Source organism: Streptococcus rifensis (assembly GCF_053203525.1).
This window is the reverse complement of sequence record NZ_JBRUCW010000015.1, coordinates 47,609-64,546: the sequence shown is the minus strand read 5'-3', so window position 1 is coordinate 64,546 and position 16,938 is coordinate 47,609. Positions and strand designations below refer to the sequence as shown.

General features: G+C 40.7%; 15 protein-coding genes. 1 reads left to right on the top strand and 14 read right to left on the bottom strand.

The features are described from left to right. Nucleotides 1-209: 209 nt before the first annotated feature. From ftsH to ACVRYP_RS09180, 11 genes are all read right to left on the bottom strand, one after another. Nucleotides 210-2,189 (bottom strand): ATP-dependent zinc metalloprotease FtsH, encoded by a 1,980-nt coding sequence (gene ftsH / locus ACVRYP_RS09230; RefSeq protein WP_447468427.1) that lies wholly within the window; start codon nt 2,187-2,189, stop codon nt 210-212. 24 nt (nt 2,190-2,213) lie between these two features. Beyond that, nucleotides 2,214-2,756: a hypoxanthine phosphoribosyltransferase gene (gene hpt, locus ACVRYP_RS09225; protein WP_447468426.1), complete on the bottom strand. Its 543-nt coding sequence runs from the start codon at nt 2,754-2,756 to the stop codon at nt 2,214-2,216. A gap of 17 nt (nt 2,757-2,773) precedes the next feature. Beyond that, nucleotides 2,774-4,042, bottom strand: a complete 1,269-nt coding sequence (tilS, locus tag ACVRYP_RS09220) for a tRNA lysidine(34) synthetase TilS (protein ID WP_447468428.1) — start codon at nt 4,040-4,042, stop codon at nt 2,774-2,776. Then, entirely contained in the window at nt 4,042-5,325 is a 1,284-nt protein-coding gene (locus ACVRYP_RS09215; RefSeq protein ID WP_447468425.1) for a serine hydrolase, read from the bottom strand. Before ACVRYP_RS09215 ends, tilS begins: the two co-directional genes overlap by 1 nt. 15 nt (nt 5,326-5,340) lie before the next feature. After that, nucleotides 5,341-5,463, bottom strand: coding sequence for an SP_0009 family protein (locus tag ACVRYP_RS09210; protein WP_447468424.1), 123 nt, complete (start codon nt 5,461-5,463; stop codon nt 5,341-5,343). Further along, on the bottom strand, nt 5,463-5,846 hold the full coding sequence (locus ACVRYP_RS09205) for an FtsB family cell division protein (RefSeq protein ID WP_447468423.1): 384 nt from the start codon (nt 5,844-5,846) through the stop codon (nt 5,463-5,465). Before ACVRYP_RS09205 ends, ACVRYP_RS09210 begins: the two co-directional genes overlap by 1 nt. Next, nucleotides 5,833-6,105 carry an RNA-binding S4 domain-containing protein gene (locus ACVRYP_RS09200; RefSeq protein ID WP_447468422.1) on the bottom strand — a complete coding sequence of 91 codons (273 nt, stop codon included), beginning with the start codon at nt 6,103-6,105 and terminating at the stop codon, nt 5,833-5,835. Before ACVRYP_RS09200 ends, ACVRYP_RS09205 begins: the two co-directional genes overlap by 14 nt. Before the next feature lie 748 nt (nt 6,106-6,853). Continuing rightward, nucleotides 6,854-10,360 (bottom strand): transcription-repair coupling factor, encoded by a 3,507-nt coding sequence (gene mfd / locus ACVRYP_RS09195; RefSeq protein WP_447468421.1) that lies wholly within the window; start codon nt 10,358-10,360, stop codon nt 6,854-6,856. 1 nt (nt 10,361) lies between these two features. Next, entirely contained in the window at nt 10,362-10,931 is a 570-nt protein-coding gene (gene pth / locus ACVRYP_RS09190; protein ID WP_447468420.1) for an aminoacyl-tRNA hydrolase, read from the bottom strand. Between the two features lie 70 nt (nt 10,932-11,001). After that, nucleotides 11,002-12,120, bottom strand: coding sequence for a redox-regulated ATPase YchF (ychF, locus tag ACVRYP_RS09185; RefSeq protein ID WP_447468419.1), 1,119 nt, complete (start codon nt 12,118-12,120; stop codon nt 11,002-11,004). 372 nt (nt 12,121-12,492) lie between these two features. Further along, entirely contained in the window at nt 12,493-13,206 is a 714-nt protein-coding gene (locus ACVRYP_RS09180) for a DUF554 domain-containing protein (RefSeq protein ID WP_447468418.1), read from the bottom strand. A gap of 152 nt (nt 13,207-13,358) precedes the next feature. Here ACVRYP_RS09180 and ACVRYP_RS09175 point away from each other — a divergent pair, with 152 nt between their 5' ends. Continuing rightward, the gene (locus tag ACVRYP_RS09175) at nt 13,359-13,853 is read left to right on the top strand and encodes a DUF1307 domain-containing protein (protein ID WP_447468417.1); all 495 of its coding nucleotides are present in this window, start codon (nt 13,359-13,361) and stop codon (nt 13,851-13,853) included. Nucleotides 13,854-13,877: 24 nt separating this feature from the next. Here ACVRYP_RS09175 and ACVRYP_RS09170 read toward each other — a convergent pair whose 3' ends face one another. From ACVRYP_RS09170 to dnaA, 3 genes are all read right to left on the bottom strand, one after another. Next, a complete protein-coding gene (locus ACVRYP_RS09170) occupies nt 13,878-14,075 on the bottom strand; it encodes a DUF951 domain-containing protein (protein WP_447468416.1) in 198 nt (65 codons plus the stop codon). Nucleotides 14,076-14,117: 42 nt separating this feature from the next. Continuing rightward, nucleotides 14,118-15,254 carry a DNA polymerase III subunit beta gene (gene dnaN, locus ACVRYP_RS09165; protein ID WP_447468415.1) on the bottom strand — a complete coding sequence of 379 codons (1,137 nt, stop codon included), beginning with the start codon at nt 15,252-15,254 and terminating at the stop codon, nt 14,118-14,120. A gap of 155 nt (nt 15,255-15,409) precedes the next feature. Continuing rightward, on the bottom strand, nt 15,410-16,792 hold the full coding sequence (gene dnaA, locus ACVRYP_RS09160) for a chromosomal replication initiator protein DnaA (protein WP_447468414.1): 1,383 nt from the start codon (nt 16,790-16,792) through the stop codon (nt 15,410-15,412). Nucleotides 16,793-16,938: the final 146 nt, after the last annotated feature.

Below are 16,938 nucleotides of genomic sequence, written 5' to 3'. Positions count from 1 at the left end.
TACTTTTTGGTGTATAATAGTTTTGCATCTCAGAGTCTTTCTAATTGTTGTTGTGGTGATTACAATTATATCTCTCTGAGATGTTTTTTGATACCCGTAGGTGGCTAACTTCATTTTAGAACTTTCGTGCGCAGTGTTAAAGGCCCGGTTTGTCAATTTTAAAAGCGAAGAAAAAGAGGCAGATTGAATCAAACCTCTTTGTTAAGAACTTATTCTTCCTTAGTTTCTGTTTCTAATTTTTGCTTCACTTCATCATAGGAAAGTGCCTTAGCTTCCTCTTCATCCGTTTCGTCAGGCATTTTACCTGTTTCATAAATAGATTTGATTTGGTTGCTATCAAGGGTTTCATATTTCAGAAGAGCTTCGGCAATCAGTTTGTGTGTTTCACGATGGCCTTGGATGATTTCGGCAGCTTTGTTTCGCGCTTCATTCAGCAAGTCACGAACTTCTGCATCAATTTCATAAGCCGTTTGGTCAGAGAAGGATTTTTGAGGACTTCCAACTCCTGGCATGATAGCGTGGTTGCCTTCATACTGCATTGGCCCCATCTTATCACTCATACCATATTCTGTAACCATGGCACGCGCCATTTGAGTCGCTTGCTCAAAGTCGTTTGAAGCACCTGTCGTCTGGGCATTGAAAATAATTTCCTCAGCTACACGACCACCCATCAAACCTGCCAACTGTTCCTTCATATCGTCTTTTGATAGAAGCATTTGGTCTTCCTTAGGCAGGGCAATCATGTAGCCTCCTGCGCGACCACGAGGAACTATCGTCACTTTATGGACCTCACGTGCATTGGACAGCACAAGACCAACAATGGTATGGCCTGCTTCGTGGTAGGCGACCATTTCGCGTTCGCGTTGTGAGATGGTCCGATCTTTCTTAGAAGGTCCTGCAATCACACGGTCTTCTGCTTCGTCAATATCAGAGGCATCAATTTTAGTTTTGTTGCGACGGGCAGCAACTAAAGCTGCTTCGTTCAAAACATTTTCCAAATCAGCACCCACAAAACCTGGAGTTTGTTGAGCAACCAATTTCAAATCGACGTCGCTTGCTAGTGGTTTGTTCCGTGCATGGACTTTCAAAATAGCTTCACGACCTTTGACATCCGGACGGCCGACAAGGACTTTACGGTCGAAACGTCCTGGACGAAGAAGGGCTGGGTCTAGGACATCGCTACGGTTGGTTGCCGCAATGATAATAATCCCTTCATTACCTTCAAATCCATCCATTTCAATCAAGAGCTGGTTGAGGGTTTGCTCGCGCTCATCATTACCCCCGCCAAGACCAATTCCCCGTTGGCGACCAACGGCATCTATCTCATCGATAAAAATAATTGCTGGCGCAGCTTTCTTGGCATCTTCAAAAAGCGACCGAACACGACTGGCACCGACACCGACAAACATCTCAACGAAGTCTGAACCGGAAATAGAGAAGAAAGGAACACCTGCTTCACCAGCAACGGCTTTTGCTAGCAAGGTTTTACCTGTTCCTGGAGGGCCTTCAAGGAGGACACCAGCCGGAATCCTGGCACCAAGAGCTGTGTACCGTTTTGGATCCTTCAAGAATTCCACAACTTCCACCAACTCTTGCTTTTCTTCTTCGGCTCCAGCCACATCAGAAAAGCGTACCTTGATATCATCCTTGGTCATGGAGCGCGCTTTGTTACGGCCAAAATTCATGGCACCTCTAGCACCACCACCCGCTCCACCTTGATTCATCATGGAGAAGAGGAAGAACCCAAGGAAAAGCAAGGGAATAAAATTGACCAGCAAACTGAGCCACATGCCGTTAGAGCTACGAGGTTTAACTGTGATTTCCACATTTTCCTCGGCAGCTAAAGTCGTTAATTCTGAAACAGTAATGTCTGATCCCAAGACCAATGACTTAAAGCCTGTAGCTTTCGTTGGCGTAGTATCGAAGAATTGAATATTGGTTTCAGTTGATTTTTCTGGCTCTTGAGGTTCTTTATAGGTACCAGTTATGGCTACCACTCCATCTCCAGGTTGATAAGTGATTTCCTTAACCTTTCCATCCTTAAATTGCTCTATCATCTGCGAATAGGAGATTTCTTGGTTAACAGTTGCATCCCCGTGGAATAAATACTGAAATCCTGAAACCAGTGCAATGATGAGCACTATATATAGGAAGGAATTTCTTAAGAAACTATTTTTTCGATTATTCATAAATGTGCTAATACCTGCTTATCTTTAGTTGCTGTAAACTTCCTCTTTTAACACTCCAATGTATGGAAGATTGCGGTAATTTTCAGCATAGTCCAACCCAAACCCAATTAAAAATTCGTTTGGAACAATAAATCCTGTGTAATCTGCTTCAATCTCAACGACACGGCCTTCTGGTTTGTCAACCAAGGTCACAATTTTAACAGAAGCTGGCTGACGCTTGAGAAAAAGCTCGCGTAAATCTTTAAGGGTCCGACCTGTGTCAATGATATCTTCAACAAAAATCACGTCTCGTCCAGCAACATCGACATCAACATCTTTGATGATGTTAACATGACCAGAACTTTCTGTCCCTCCATGATAGCTTGAAACAATCATGAATTCGAGCTCAACATGAGTATCAATGTGTTTGATCAATTCGGCTAAAAATGGAACAGATCCCTTTAAAACGCCAATCAAAATTGGATTTTTACCCGCATATTCTTTTGTTAATAGCTGACCGAGTTCTTTAGATTTAGCTACTATCTCTTCTTCAGTGATAAGGACTTTTTTAATATCTTGTTCTAGCATGCAAGTCTTTCTTTCATTTAATTTTTTTTGATATATAGTCTGTTGTTTATTGTATCATTTTTTGGGTATTTACTCAAATCACTGACAGCAATTCCAACAATTCCTAGGATTTTTTGATCCTGTTCAATGATAATAGCTTGGTCTCGTTCGGAAAGTGGTATTTTCTGATCGATAAACAGCCGTCTCACCTTGCGAGTTTGCCCATTGATAATTATCGAATCACCTGCTTGTCTGGACCTTAGATAGACTGGACTATCAGACAAGAGGGGCACTTCCTGATCAACATGGTCAATCTTTTGATTGAAACTAAATTGAAAACTTCCATGAAAAACTTGATTTCCTGATTCTACCATAATATTCGGTAGGACTTCATCCGTCTCGGGGTGGATTTTTTCAATTTTAAAGTCTTCATAGGTCACAATGAGCTGATAATCTGCCTTAAGAGGAATGATTTTGTTTTGATGGGTTCTAAGGATATGGAGCAAGTCATTAAACTGAGCCTTGTGAAGTGTTTTTAAGTCAGGAATTTGACTCAGATAATCTTGTAAAAAATAGGTTTGTATGCTGTCTGGATAAGCATTAAACACCTCTAGGCAAGTGTAGTCAATGTCTTTGATCAAATCGGATATTGCTGTGGTTAAATCATCAACTTCCTGCGCGAGATGACATAAGTGTTGATTGAGCTTAGGATTCTCAGTTACTAACAAGGGCAGGTAATCTTGACGAACCCGATTACGGAAATAATTCCTTGACTGATTGGAGTCATCTTCAAAATGGAAGATCGGCTCAAACTCTGACTTTGAAAAGGAAAGCAGTGGTCGAATCAGCTCCCCAGAACCAAAAGCTTGACACTCCTTAATCCCAGATAGATGCCGTAATCGGCTTCCTCTGATAATTCGCATAAAAACGGTCTCTGCTTGATCATCAGCATGATGTGCTGTTACCAAGGCTGTGTAGCCCTTTTGTTCCATACAGTCCTTGAAGAACTGATAACGAAAGTCACGCGCTCCTTCTTCCGAAAAATTCCCTGTAAAACGCGACAAATGAAAGGGAATAGCCTGCCTTTCAGCATAAGAGGCTAGATAAGCTGCTTCTGCGTCTGATTCAGGGCGTTGGCCATGGTGAACATGAGCAATTCCTAGCTCGATTTTAAAGGCATCCTGGTAGTCCAGCATGAGGGAAAGGAGAGTCATCGAATCTAGGCCACCTGAGACTGCAATCAAAACCTTATCATGCTTATCAAAAAAGTGCCTCTGTGAGGCAACTTTATAAAACTCTTGTTTCATCATTTGAGCACCTCATAAACATCATTAGCGATGGTTGAAATGTCATTATAGGTTTTATTGTTGGTAAAAATGGAAATAACATAGGGAGAGTCCGCGTAAACAATTGCCACATCATGGCGAAAATCATAGGCATCCCCTATCTTGTGGGCTACTTTGACATCGATATTCTTGGAAATCCGTTCCTTGTCAAACGCTGTTGCAGATAGAGCTTCGAGAACTGTTCCATTGGGGTCCAAATCGTAGAGGGCCGCCATCACCAAACCAGCCATCTTAGCAGTGCCGTCTTTCTTAGTCATCTCCCAAGAGGTTCCAGTAACCCTGTCTATAGTCTGATAATAGGTTGCATTAAACTGATCTGTCAAATGGTAAGCTAGGATATTGCTTGCGACATTATCTGATTCTTTGGCGGTCTTTTGGATAAGGTGTTCAATCGTGTATTCTTTATTATCAGCCTTCTTGGGCATGCTACCAGCACCACTAGGCTGGTAAGCCCCTTTAAAGCGATGGACTTCTTCAGAATACTTTAACTTATCTGATAGCTTGATTTTAGCGGTATTCAGTTGCTCTTGTGCCATGTATAAGACCGGCAACTTAGCAGTACTTGCACTATACATCCATTTATCTTCATTAATGCCAGCAGTTGAACCTGTATCTAACTGTTGGACATAAATCCCATAGTCTGCTTGATTGTATTTTTGGGTTAGGATTTCCTGTACCCTTTCCATACGATTATCTTGCGCTGATAAATCATCTACCGACACCCAGCCTTCTTCAATCTTAGCAAATTGACCACGAGGGGTTGTCGCAAATTCGGTAACAATGACCTTTGAGTAATCCTTTGGTGCTTGAGACACTTTTTTAGCTTCCAATCCAATCGGACTAGTCATCACGGAGCTTCCTTTTTTTAACCAGAAGGTCTCTTCAGCTGAGTAGACACTTGTAACTGCATCTTCAAAAATATCAGATGAACTTGCTAATATAAATGTCCCATTATCCAATTGAAAAACAGGTTGGAGATAACTGTTGACAGACATATCAACGATATGGAGAGGTTGGTTGGGTTCAATTTTTCCAGCAGTTGCGGTTAATTCGATGTCTTTAAAGGTCTTAATGGTTTCATAGACATTAGGGTTGGCAGGAACCGTCTCATAGTAATCCGAATAAACCGGACTGGTTAATTGAAACTGTCTTTCTGGAGAGAGTTCAAAATCCCTTTCGACACTGTCTACCGGTAGGCTCATAAAAAAAGTAGAGGTCACAAAAAACAAAATGATTTTACGCATGTGTCCTCTCCTTTCTTATGATATTTGGTCTTCTGATTCTTTTTCCTGTTTAAGGCTTTGATTTTTTTGAGCTAATTCTTCTAATTTTTCGTCTGAGTAGGCTAAAAATGTTTCAATCGTTTTCGCTAAATCTTCCATCAATTGGACCTCGGCAAAAGACTAGGAATCGTGTATACAAATTCACCCTCCTTAGAATAATGGTATCTGGCTCTGATGTACTTAGCTGAGTAATCTTTATCAGAAAGTTTCTTGACCAGGGCCTGTTCTTCTTCGACCTGTTGTTCTAGAGTCTCATACTCTGTTTTCATTTCTGCTAATCTAGCGCGCTTGGTTAGCAAATCTTCATAAGACTGCATGAGGTTGTAAGCTGGCAGGGTAAACAAAAAGATAACAAGGATCAATATCATCCCCATCAGTCGGGTTTTCTTCTGCTTCTCCTTGAGAACCTTTTGGTTTTTATGTCTTTGCGTCTGAATAAAGGAATTGTTTAGTTGTAAAACTCTTGGTTTAATCTTGCTCATCTGCTTCTACCCTTGTTTCACTAATGATTTCAAACATCTTGGCAGCATCTTCTTTTTTAGTGCTGTCTTTCATCTCTAAAACCTTAACCGTTAGGATTTTATTTCCAAATCGAATCTCAATGATATCATTGAGTTTAATGTCTGTTGACGATTTGGCTAAAACACCGTTAACCTTGATACGCCCCTTATCTGCTACTTCTTTTGCGACTGGGCGACGCTTAATAATTCGGGATACTTTTAAATATTTATCTAATCGCATATGTTCACCTCAAAATCTCCTCTATTTTACCATTTTTTTGGGAAAATAGCAGAGGTTTACACTGAAACCAATCAAAAAAGCGGATTTTCATCCGCTCAGATTGAAGACAAAGTCTCTTTTGAAACTTTCCTTAGGTGATAACGGACGGTAGCGACTCCCTTCGGGATTCCAAACCTAAGTTTTGAGCCAAAAGTCTCAAAACTTCCGAGTGCCTGAAACTATTGCGTTTCAGGCACTTTTATCACAGCGGAAAGTTTCGATAATTGCTCGCTTAGCTCGCAAAAATCAACTCTTTAAATCCTTGGTAGGACTTCGTAATGTCCTGTTGACAGAAAACTAGGGTTTGTCTACGTCCTCAAGCGGATTTTCATCCGCTTTTTATCTAGTTGGAAACAAGAGTATGGCTATCCAAGCAATCAAAGATACTAAGATAGCAAAAAGCAGGCTAAAAATCACAACAAACCAAGCTTTTTGATAAGGGTATTTCGATTTTTCTTCTATATTTTTCAATATCATTTAAGTTCTTTCCTGTTGAAATCGCTAGAATTTCTTTATAGGTCTGCGAATCGTATTTTTTCTTAAATGTTTCAATTCTAAACGAAACATAAAGTGTTGGAAAAATTGTAGGGCTATCAACAGAATTCCTAATGTGTCTAAAAAGTAGAGTAAGGGAAAAGCTGTTATTACTATACTAAGTACTCCAAATAGCATGACTTTAGAGTCTCTATCGAATTGAGCCAGTTCTTTGTCAGCCTTCCTGACTGGCCTTTCTACCCTTAATAGCCAATAATTGTTCTGCAAAGAGCATCAGTTCTTCTAAGATTTCAAAATCTTTGAGGCGTCTGGCATCAAAGATGACTTCCATTTTGTCACCATTCTCAGCAATTCGGGCCTTGAGATTGGTCTTAGATAAGGCTTCAAAATAATCCTGTGTCAAGTAAAGCAAGCGGGCTACGGCCTCAAAGCGCACGGTAATGGTACCAGCTTTATTATCAACAACTTCCACAAAGGCTTGGTCCATCAAGGATTTGAGGAGGCCTATTTCAATCAGATACGCTACCACATCAGGATAATCACCGAAACGGTCAACCAATTCATCCTGTAAAGCCATGTAATCGTCACGATTGTCCATCTGACGAATGCGTTTGTAAATCTCAATTTTTTGGCGTTCATCACTGATGTAATCACTTGGCAGATAAGCATCAATTTGCAGATTGAGTTCCGCATTGGAACGCTGACGCTCCTTAGTGACTCCTTGTTTTTGGGCGATGGCTTCTTCTAGCAACTGGCTATAAAGTTCAAAACCAACGGAGTCAATAAAGCCAGACTGGGAAGCCCCCAAGATATTGCCAGCACCCCTTATAGAGAGGTCGCGCATGGCAATCTTGAACCCAGATCCGAGCTCTGTAAAGCCTTTAATAGCCTCTAAACGCTTCTCTGCCACCTCGGTCAAACTCTTATCAGGGCGGTACATGAGGTAGGCATAGGCAATCCGATTGCTGCGTCCTACACGGCCACGAAGTTGATACAAGGTTGACAGTCCCATATAGTCCGCATTTTCAATAAAGAGGGTATTAGCATTTGGAATATCTACCCCTGTTTCAATGATAGTCGTCGTGACAAGGACGTCGTATTCCCCATTGATAAAGTCTAGGAGGGTATTTTCTAACATGACTTCACTCATCTGACCATGAACAAAACCGATCGTGGCTTCTGGGACCAATTCTTGGAGCTCAGTCACCTTTTGTTCGATGGTGTCAACTCGGTTGTAAAGGTAAAACACCTGCCCCTCACGGTCTAATTCCCGTAAAATAGCATCTCGAATGACCGCTGGATTGGTCTCCATGACGTAGGTCTGAACAGGATAACGGTTGGTCGGTGGCGTTTCAATAACAGACAGATCCCGAATCCCTAGCATAGACATGTGTAAAGTCCGAGGAATAGGTGTCGCTGTCAAAGTTAGGACATCCACCTTGGTTTTCAAGGTCTTCAGTTTTTCCTTGTGCTTGACCCCAAAGCGTTGCTCCTCATCAATGACGATCAAGCCTAAATCATTAAAGACAACATCATCAGATAAGAGTCGGTGGGTTCCAATGATGATGTCAATCTGCCCTTTTTTCAATTTTTCAAGGGTCTTAGTTTGCTCTGCCTTGCTTTTAAAACGACTGAGAACATCCACGTTAACAGGGAAATCCAGAAAACGAGACAGAAAGTTGGTATAGTGCTGCTGGGCAAGAACGGTTGTGGGGACAAGGATAGCGACTTGCTTACCATCATTGACAGCCTTAAAGGCTGCCCGCATGGCCACTTCGGTCTTTCCAAATCCAACATCCCCCACCAAAAGACGGTCCATGGGTTGCTTGGCTTCCATGTCTTTTTTTACTTCTTTGATAGACTGAAGCTGGTCCTCTGTTTCAACATAGGCAAAGGCCTCATCAAATTCGGCTTGATTGGCATCATCTGCTGAGAAAGCATGACCTTCTAACTGACTACGTTCCGCATAGAGTTTAATCAAGTCCTCTGCAATATCTTCTACTTGCTTTTGAACCTTGGACTTGGTCTTTTGGAAACGCCCATCATTGAGCTTGTTAATTTTGGGCTCTTTCCCATCACTGGCGACGTATTTGGACAGAAGTTCAATCTGGTCAACAGGCAAAGATATCCGATCTGAATTCTGGTATTGAATGGTCAAGTAATCCCTGTGGATACCTGATACAACAATGGTTTCAATGCCTAAATACTTTCCGATACCGTGGACATGGTGGACCACATAGTCCCCTTTTTCCAGTTCAGAGTAGTCCTTAAGCTTTTCTGCATTGCTGATATTGGCTCGGCGTGTCCGTCTTTTGACTTTCTTATGGAAAATCTCATGGCTGGTAATGAGGGCAATCTTTTCATCCATGAAATTAAAACCAGAAGATAGATGGCCTAAAATCAGCTGAGCCTCTCCGACTTCAATGGCATCTTCTGGGACAATTGGCAAGTCAATGTCGTATTCCTGTAAAGTTTTCTGGAGATTCTGTAAACCTTGGTCAGACTCCGACTGGAGTAATACCGTGTAGCCAGATTTGCCAAATCGTCTTAATTCATCTGCTAGCAGTGGGATTTGACTAAAAAACTCCTGCATCTTGTGCTGGTTAAATTGGTGGAGCTGATCAAATTGTAAATTCCCTAATCCCTTTTGAAAGGGTGAGAAAAAGCTAGCAGGTTTGTGCTGCCTTAATTGAGAGTAAACGGAAGCAAAATAGACCTGGTCAGGAAGTGCTTTACTATTTTGTAAATTAGTTGTCAAGTAGTCTGCAATTTCTAGTTCAAACCGAGCATGACTGTCTTGAATCCTGTGAAAATCATCAAAGAAGATGGAGCTAGAAGGTGGCAAATAATCTAGAAGGGTCCACTCTTTTTCATAGAGGTAACTTAGAAAGTGACGGATCTGTTCGTGGCGTTTTTCCTGCTTCACTTCAGACACGACTTCTTCTAAATAAGACTTTAAGACAGGGTTGTCAGACTTGTCAATTTCTCTTGACAAGATATTGACAAGTCGTTGATAGTCTTCTGTACGAGTTAAGATATCTGTTGCTGGTGTAATGTTAACAGACTCTAAAGTATCAATTGAGGTTTGGTTGACAGTATCAAAACGACGAATACTGTCAATCTCATCTCCAAAGAATTCGATGCGATAGGGATGGTCTTGCCCAAAACAATAGATATCTAAGATATCTCCCCGCAGGCTAAATTCACCAGGTGTCAATACCCGCTCTTCTTTTTTGTAGCCCATATTGTGCAGGTCTTTTAAAAGCTTTTCAAGAGCTACTTCGACGCCAATCTCCCAGTTAAAGAGATGATCCTTGTAGTCTTTGGGATTGGGTAAAAGTAAACGTGTGGCCTGTATGCTTGCGATCACAATTCCTGACTGGTCCTTGTCTTGTAAAAAATTCAAGGTCCGCACGCGGGATTGGACCTTTTCATCAGAGGCAAAGACAAATTCAGCCACTGCGGCATCATCTGCAAAGAAATGGTAAACCTGATCGATTCCCACTAAGCCTTCTAAGTCTGCTGCTAGTTTTTCAGCTTCGTTGTTATTAGCTGTCACGACCAAAATTTTTTGGTCTGGAAACTCTTCTAAGGCAGCTGCCATCACCAGAGCTTTTGAGGATTCAGACAGCCCCATGAGCAGTTGGCGATGGTTTTGGTTGAGATGGCTGAGCCAACTATTAATTGTTTTATTTTGACTGATTAGTTCTTTTACATTCATACTAGCCACTGTACCGTTGTGTCATTTTGGTAAAATCACCCTCTTGGAAATAAAAATTGACAGCACTGTCAACCCTGTCAAGGGCGTTTAAAATCGCAATATAATCGTCGTTTTCAAATCTTGTCAGGACATGGTGATGGATAGGCACACCATTTTTAGGACGGCCAATGCCTATCTTAACCCGGTCAAATTCCTGAGTGCCAAGATGGGCAATAATGGATTTAATCCCGTTGTGTCCTCCTGCAGATCCCTTTTGACGGAAGCGGACCTTTCCAACTTCCATGTCCAAATCATCATAAACGATGATGACATCTGCAATATCCAACCCAAAATAGGTGACAAGAGCATGGACAGCCTCGCCTGATTTGTTCATAAAGGTGGTTGGCTTGACCAAAAAGATTTTCTCACCGTTAAGGCGAATCGTTGCAATTTCTGCTTTAAAAACCTTATCTTCTGTAAAGGTTTCATTGGCTGCTTTGGCCAATTTATCCACCAGCATAAAGCCGACATTGTGTCTGGTTTCATGGTATTTGGAGCCTGGGTTCCCAAGGCCTACGATCATTTTTGTCATCTTTTCTCCTTGTTTCTAAACGCCAAAAGGACTGGAAAAACTTTCCAGCCTAGTGGGCTTATCTGTATGTTTAGACGTTAAAACGGAACTCCATGATGTCGCCATCTTGGACAATATATTCCTTGCCCTCTTCACGCAGGCGTCCTGCTTCTTTGACTGCTTTTTCAGAACCGTAGGTCATCAAATCATCATAAGACATAGTCACGGCACGGATAAAGCCTTTTTCAAAGTCTGAGTGGATGATTCCTGCCGCTTGTGGTGCTTTGATTCCCCGCTTAAAGGTCCAGGCGCGGACTTCTTTTTCACCTGCTGTAAAGTAAGTACCAAGCCCGAGTAAATGATAGGCTGCGCGAGTTAATTTATCCACACCTGATTCTGTCAAACCGATGGCTTCAAGGAATTCTTGGCGTTCTTCATCCTCTTCCAACTCGGAAATCTCTTCTTCTGCACGCGCTGAGATAACCACAACTTCTGCGTTTTCAGTCGCTGCAAACTCACGAATTTGTTTCACATAGTCAATCCCATCTGGCTCAGCTACCTTGTCTTCATCGACATTAGCAACGTAAAGGACTGGCTTTGTTGTCAAGAGGAAGAGTTGTTTGACGACACGTTGCTCTTCTTCTGTAAAGTCGATGGTACGAGCTGATTTGCCATCTTCAAGGACAGGCTTGATTTTTTGAAGGACATTGAATTCTGCTACAGAATCTTTGTCTTTTTGAGTACGGGCCATTTTTTCAACACGCGCATAGCGTTTGTTGACCGAATCAAGGTCTGCCAAAATCAATTCCAAGTTAATGGTGTCGATGTCTGCCAAAGGATCGACAAAAGCATCCTCACGGCCTTGCTCCCGCATGACATTTTCATCATCAAAGGCACGCACTACATGGACAATGGCATCCACTTCACGAATATTAGCCAAGAACTTGTTTCCAAGACCTTCCCCTTTAGAAGCCCCCTTTACAATCCCAGCAATATCTGTAAATTCAAAGGTTGTTGGAACAGTCTTTTTAGGGGTAATCAACTCTGTCAACTTGGTCAAGCGCTCATCTGGCACTTCAACCATGCCAACGTTGGGGTCAATGGTCGCAAAAGGGTAGTTGGCAGCTTCTGCTCCTGCCTTGGTAATTGCATTAAATAGGGTTGATTTACCAACGTTTGGCAAACCGACGATACCTGCTGTTAAAGCCATGTCTTATCTCCGTTTTCAAAATTTCAATCATGACTATTATAGCAGAAAAAAATGAAAAAAACTTGTCTAATGACAAGTTTTGAGGACGTAGACAAACCCTAGTTTTCTGTCAACAGGACATTACGAAGTTCTACCAAGGATTTAAAGAGTTGATTTTTGCGAGCTAAGCGAGCAATTATCGAAACTTTCCGCTGTGATAAAAGTGCCTGAAACGCAATAGTTTCAGGCACTCGGAAGTTTTAAGACTTTTGGCTCAAAACTTAGGTTTGGAATCCCGAAGGGAGTCGCTACCGTCCGTTATCACCTAAGGAAAGTTTCAAAAGAGACTTTGTCTTCAATCTGAAAACTTGTCTAATGACAAGTTTTATAGTTTTAAAACGGCAAAAAAGCATAGGCTACTGCAATCAAAATAGCTGGCAGGCTATTAGCCACCTTTATCCCCTTGTCAAAGACCAGATTGAGGCCGACACAAAAAATAAGGACATTACCCACCAAGGATAGATTGGATAAGGCCTGGTCCGTCATTAAGGGCGAGATAACCCCTGCAAGTAAGGTCATACTGCCTTGTAACAGAACTAAAGGTACCACCGAAAACAAGCTTCCCTTGCCCTTAGTCGTCGTCACCAAAAGGACAATCATAAAGTCTAAAATAGCCTTAGCTGCTAGGATACTGAAATCTCCTGTTAACCCTTCTGTAATGGCGCCAACGATAGCCATGGCCCCGATGCAAATGGTCAAGGAAGTGGTTAAAAAGGCATCGATGAATTGACTATCCTGGTCATTTTGGCTGATGGTTTTCAACCAGTTTCCCAAGTGCTCAAAGGCCCCTTCGATATTGAGTAACTCCCCAATCAAGGTTCCCAGCATGATACTGACAATCAGCATCATGCCCCCTTGCGTTGCAAGACCTATCTCTGATAAGGTTAACAGTTCAACCATGGCTCCACCAATGCCTAAAAAGAGGACAGAGACCCCTGTCATGGTCATCAGAGAGGTTTGGGTGTCTGGTTTTAACCCTTTTCCCAGAAGGAGCCCTAAACCACCTCCTAAGACAACACCAAGGGCATTTAAGAATGTTCCTGTCATATCTACCTTACCTATTTCCTTGTTATTTCAATTTTATTTTTTATACTATAGAACAATGACAATTTATCATTTTAGTATCATTTCTTCATTCATTGTATTTTCAGTAATGTTTACATGCTATAATAATACCAGTATTTCAAAAGGAGATTTTTATGACATTTTATAAAAAAATTGTATTGCCAATATTAACTATCCTAGCACTTATTTTTTTATCAGCTTGTGGTTTTAATAAAGAGCCTCAATCTGCTAACTTACAACTCTTTGATGCTTCAGGATTTGATTCTCGTATCAGCATAGACTATCAAGGCGATCGCATTACACATCAATCCACTGATAATACCATCTACTACTCTTACTTAGGGCTTGAAAACAAAGAAGAGGTTGAAAATTTTTTCCAAGAAGATATGAAAAATTATCAAAATATTGTAGGAGTTACCCACTCTGCAGAATTTTTAGATGATCGTATGGTTGAACATGTTTCTATCGATTATTCAAAAGCAAACCTTACTGAAATTGCATCAATTCTCAATATGACTGAAGACGAAGCTGAAAAAGTTGATTACATCAGCTATCAAAAAACAGCAGAATTATTAAAAACAGAAGGATACACTGAGATTAATGACGCTCAATTCCAAGAACTCAAGTAACAATATATCAGGCCTAAGTAAATCCTAGGCCTTTATCACTGTCTTCATCTTCTTCTCAAAAGCATGACGGCTCATCATGACCACATGGTCACAGTTAGTGCATTTGATTTTGATATCTGCCCCTAATCGAGTAATTTCCCAACAATTGGCCTTTTTGCCTGTTCCCTTGATGGTACAAGCATGGGGCTTTTTCATTTCTACAAGACTTCCTAAAGCGTACATAATCTCTCCTTTCAAAAAAACTCCCGGAGGAGTTTAAACGTTTTAGTTTGTGCGTACTGGTGTGATCAATTGGATAAATTCATCTTGATCATCTGCAGGAACAAGCGTAAATGGACGCACAGCTGAAATAAAGGAAATAGTCACCTGCTCACTATCAATGGCCTTTAAGGCATCAATCAAATAAGTTGGGTTAAAGCTGATGGTCAAATCCTCACCCGTCACTGAAAGGCTGTCTAATTCTTCATGAACCTGTCCTACTTCTGGTGAGTTAACATGTGCACTGACGCCCCCATTAGCTACTTCTAACTTAACCGTACCATTTTGTGTTGCATTGGATAGGATGCGAGCACGTTCCATAGCAGAACGTAGTTGATCACGATTAAAACTTACTACTGTATTGAATTCTGATGGAATAAGTCGGTCTGTATCAGGATAACTCCCTTCTAACAAACGCGTATAGAAGCTAATATTTTCACTTCTAAAGAGAATTTGGTTATTGGCAAAGAAAATCTCGACTGTTTCAATATCGTCCGTGAAAACGGCTGAGAATTCTCTGAGTGAACGGCTTGGAATGACCACATCAAAATTATCAGAGGCTTTTTCAAGTGATAATTTACGCTGGCTGAGGCGGTGCGAGTCAGTAGCAACCGTTTTAAGGGACTGATGATCTGAAAGAACCAAATGCACTCCTGTCAAGATAGGGCGACTTTCTTGCAAGCTAGCTGCAAAGGCCGTTTCATTAATGACGTCTTTTAAAACTTTGGTTTCAAGGACTAATGGATTTTCCGTTTGCATATCTTGAAGACGTGGGTATTGTTCTGCATCTTTCCCTTTAAGAGTGATTTCAGACTTGCCACTGGTTAAGATAATTTGATTTTTCTCAATTTCTTTAAAATCAAGGGTTACATCTGGAAGGCTAGACACAACATTGATAAAGAAGGTCGCTTCAAGCAAAATAGCACCTGGGGAAGTTACCAAAAGACCTGCATTTTCTTCCTTGGTTGAAATAAAGTTTTCAATAGAAATTTGGCCGTTTGAACCTGTTAAAGTAATTCCTTCTGTTGTGACATCAATTTTGACTGTCGATAAAACAGGAATGGCATTTTTATGGCTAATAGCGCGTTTAGTCGTATTAAGAGCTTGTAAGAAAAATGGTTTATTGATAGAAAAATGAATCATCATAACTCCTTTTTATTTAGTTATATATAATTAAGTTAAGTAGAAGTAGTAGGATATGTGGAAACAGTGGAAAATGACTCAAGCAGTGATGGAAAACGGGGAGAATCATTGTTTAAAACCTGTGGATAAGTTTGGAAGTTACGCACAGGTTTCTATTATCTAATTTTTCCTCGAATAGTCTGAAGTTCAAGCATTAAATTATCATCTTTTGCTAGAGCAGCCTTTATTTTATTATAGGCATGAAGAACAGTGGAATGATCACGATTGCCAAATTCTTTACCAATTTTTGGAAGAGAATTATCGGTCAGTTCACGCGCTAAATACATGGCCACTTGGCGGGCTTGAACAATGTTTTGCACCCGCTTGGTTCCTTTTATTTCTTTGACACTAACACCGTAAAATTGACCAACCTCATGTTGAATTTTGTCAATAGGAATAACACTTATTGTCGTTGGTGCATGTGTTCGTGATCTGAGAGCTTCCACAGCCAAGTCAACTGTAATGGTATCGACTTGTTTCACATTGGCTACTAGACTGATATTTTTTAAAGCACCTTCAAGTTCACGGACATTTGAATTAAAATGATTGGCTAAGTATTCAATAGCTTCTTGTTTAAAGGTAAGATGGCTATATTCCTGAATTTTTTGATTTAAAATAGCGACACGTGTTTCAAAATCTGGTGGTGTAATATCAACAGGTAAGCCCCAATTAAAGCGCGTTACCAGACGTTCCTCTAAACCATCCAGCTGGCTAGGTGTACGATCACTTGTTAAAACAATTTGTTTTTTATTATCGTAAAGCGCATTAAAGGTATTAAAAAATTCTTCCTGGGTGGATTTTTTTTGAGCCAGTGATTGAATATCATCAATGAGCAAGACATCTAAATTACGAAACTTTTCCTTCAGTTCATCCATGGTATTAAGGCGAATATGGGAAATGTATTCATTGATAAAATTATCGGTTGTGATGTATTTGACACGAGCTCTCGGATTTTCTGAAAGAACTTTATTGCCAATAGCATTGAGAAGGTGGGTTTTACCAAGCCCTGACCCGCCCCAGATGAAGAGAGGGTTATAGGCTGTTCCAGGAGATTCTGAAACAGCTGATGCAGCAGCAAAAGCCCAACGATTGCCTTCTCCTTGAACAAAATTATCAAAAGTGTATTTAGAATTGATACCAGGATTTTCCTGAACATATTCCTGGACTGGATTTTCGTTTATAGTAGCTTGTTGAGATGCATTATTGATCTTGGAATCTGTAGCTGTTTTTTCCAATAATGATGGAGAATTTGCATCTGAAAAAACGTAAGCAACCTTCATTTCAACTTCAAAAATTTCAAAACCAGCTTGTATAATAGCAGATTGTAAAGTGGTGTCCCAAAATAATTGTTTAAGAGGCAAATCCAGTTGGATAGTGGCTGTTTTATTGACAACACTTAAGAGTTTAGCTTGCGACACATAGTAATCATACGTAGCCTGTTTTAACAGTGTTTGGGCTAATTCTTGAACGCGTTGCCAAAATCGATCTTCTAAAGACATTTTTTCCTCCTTACTATTATTTTGTACTGACTTATTTTACCACACTTTTAAAGAGTTTTCCACAAGTTGTTGATAAAAATCCACAATATGGAAAAGAGTTTTCCACATACTGTGAATAAGTGTGGAAAACCCTTTGATTTTGACTT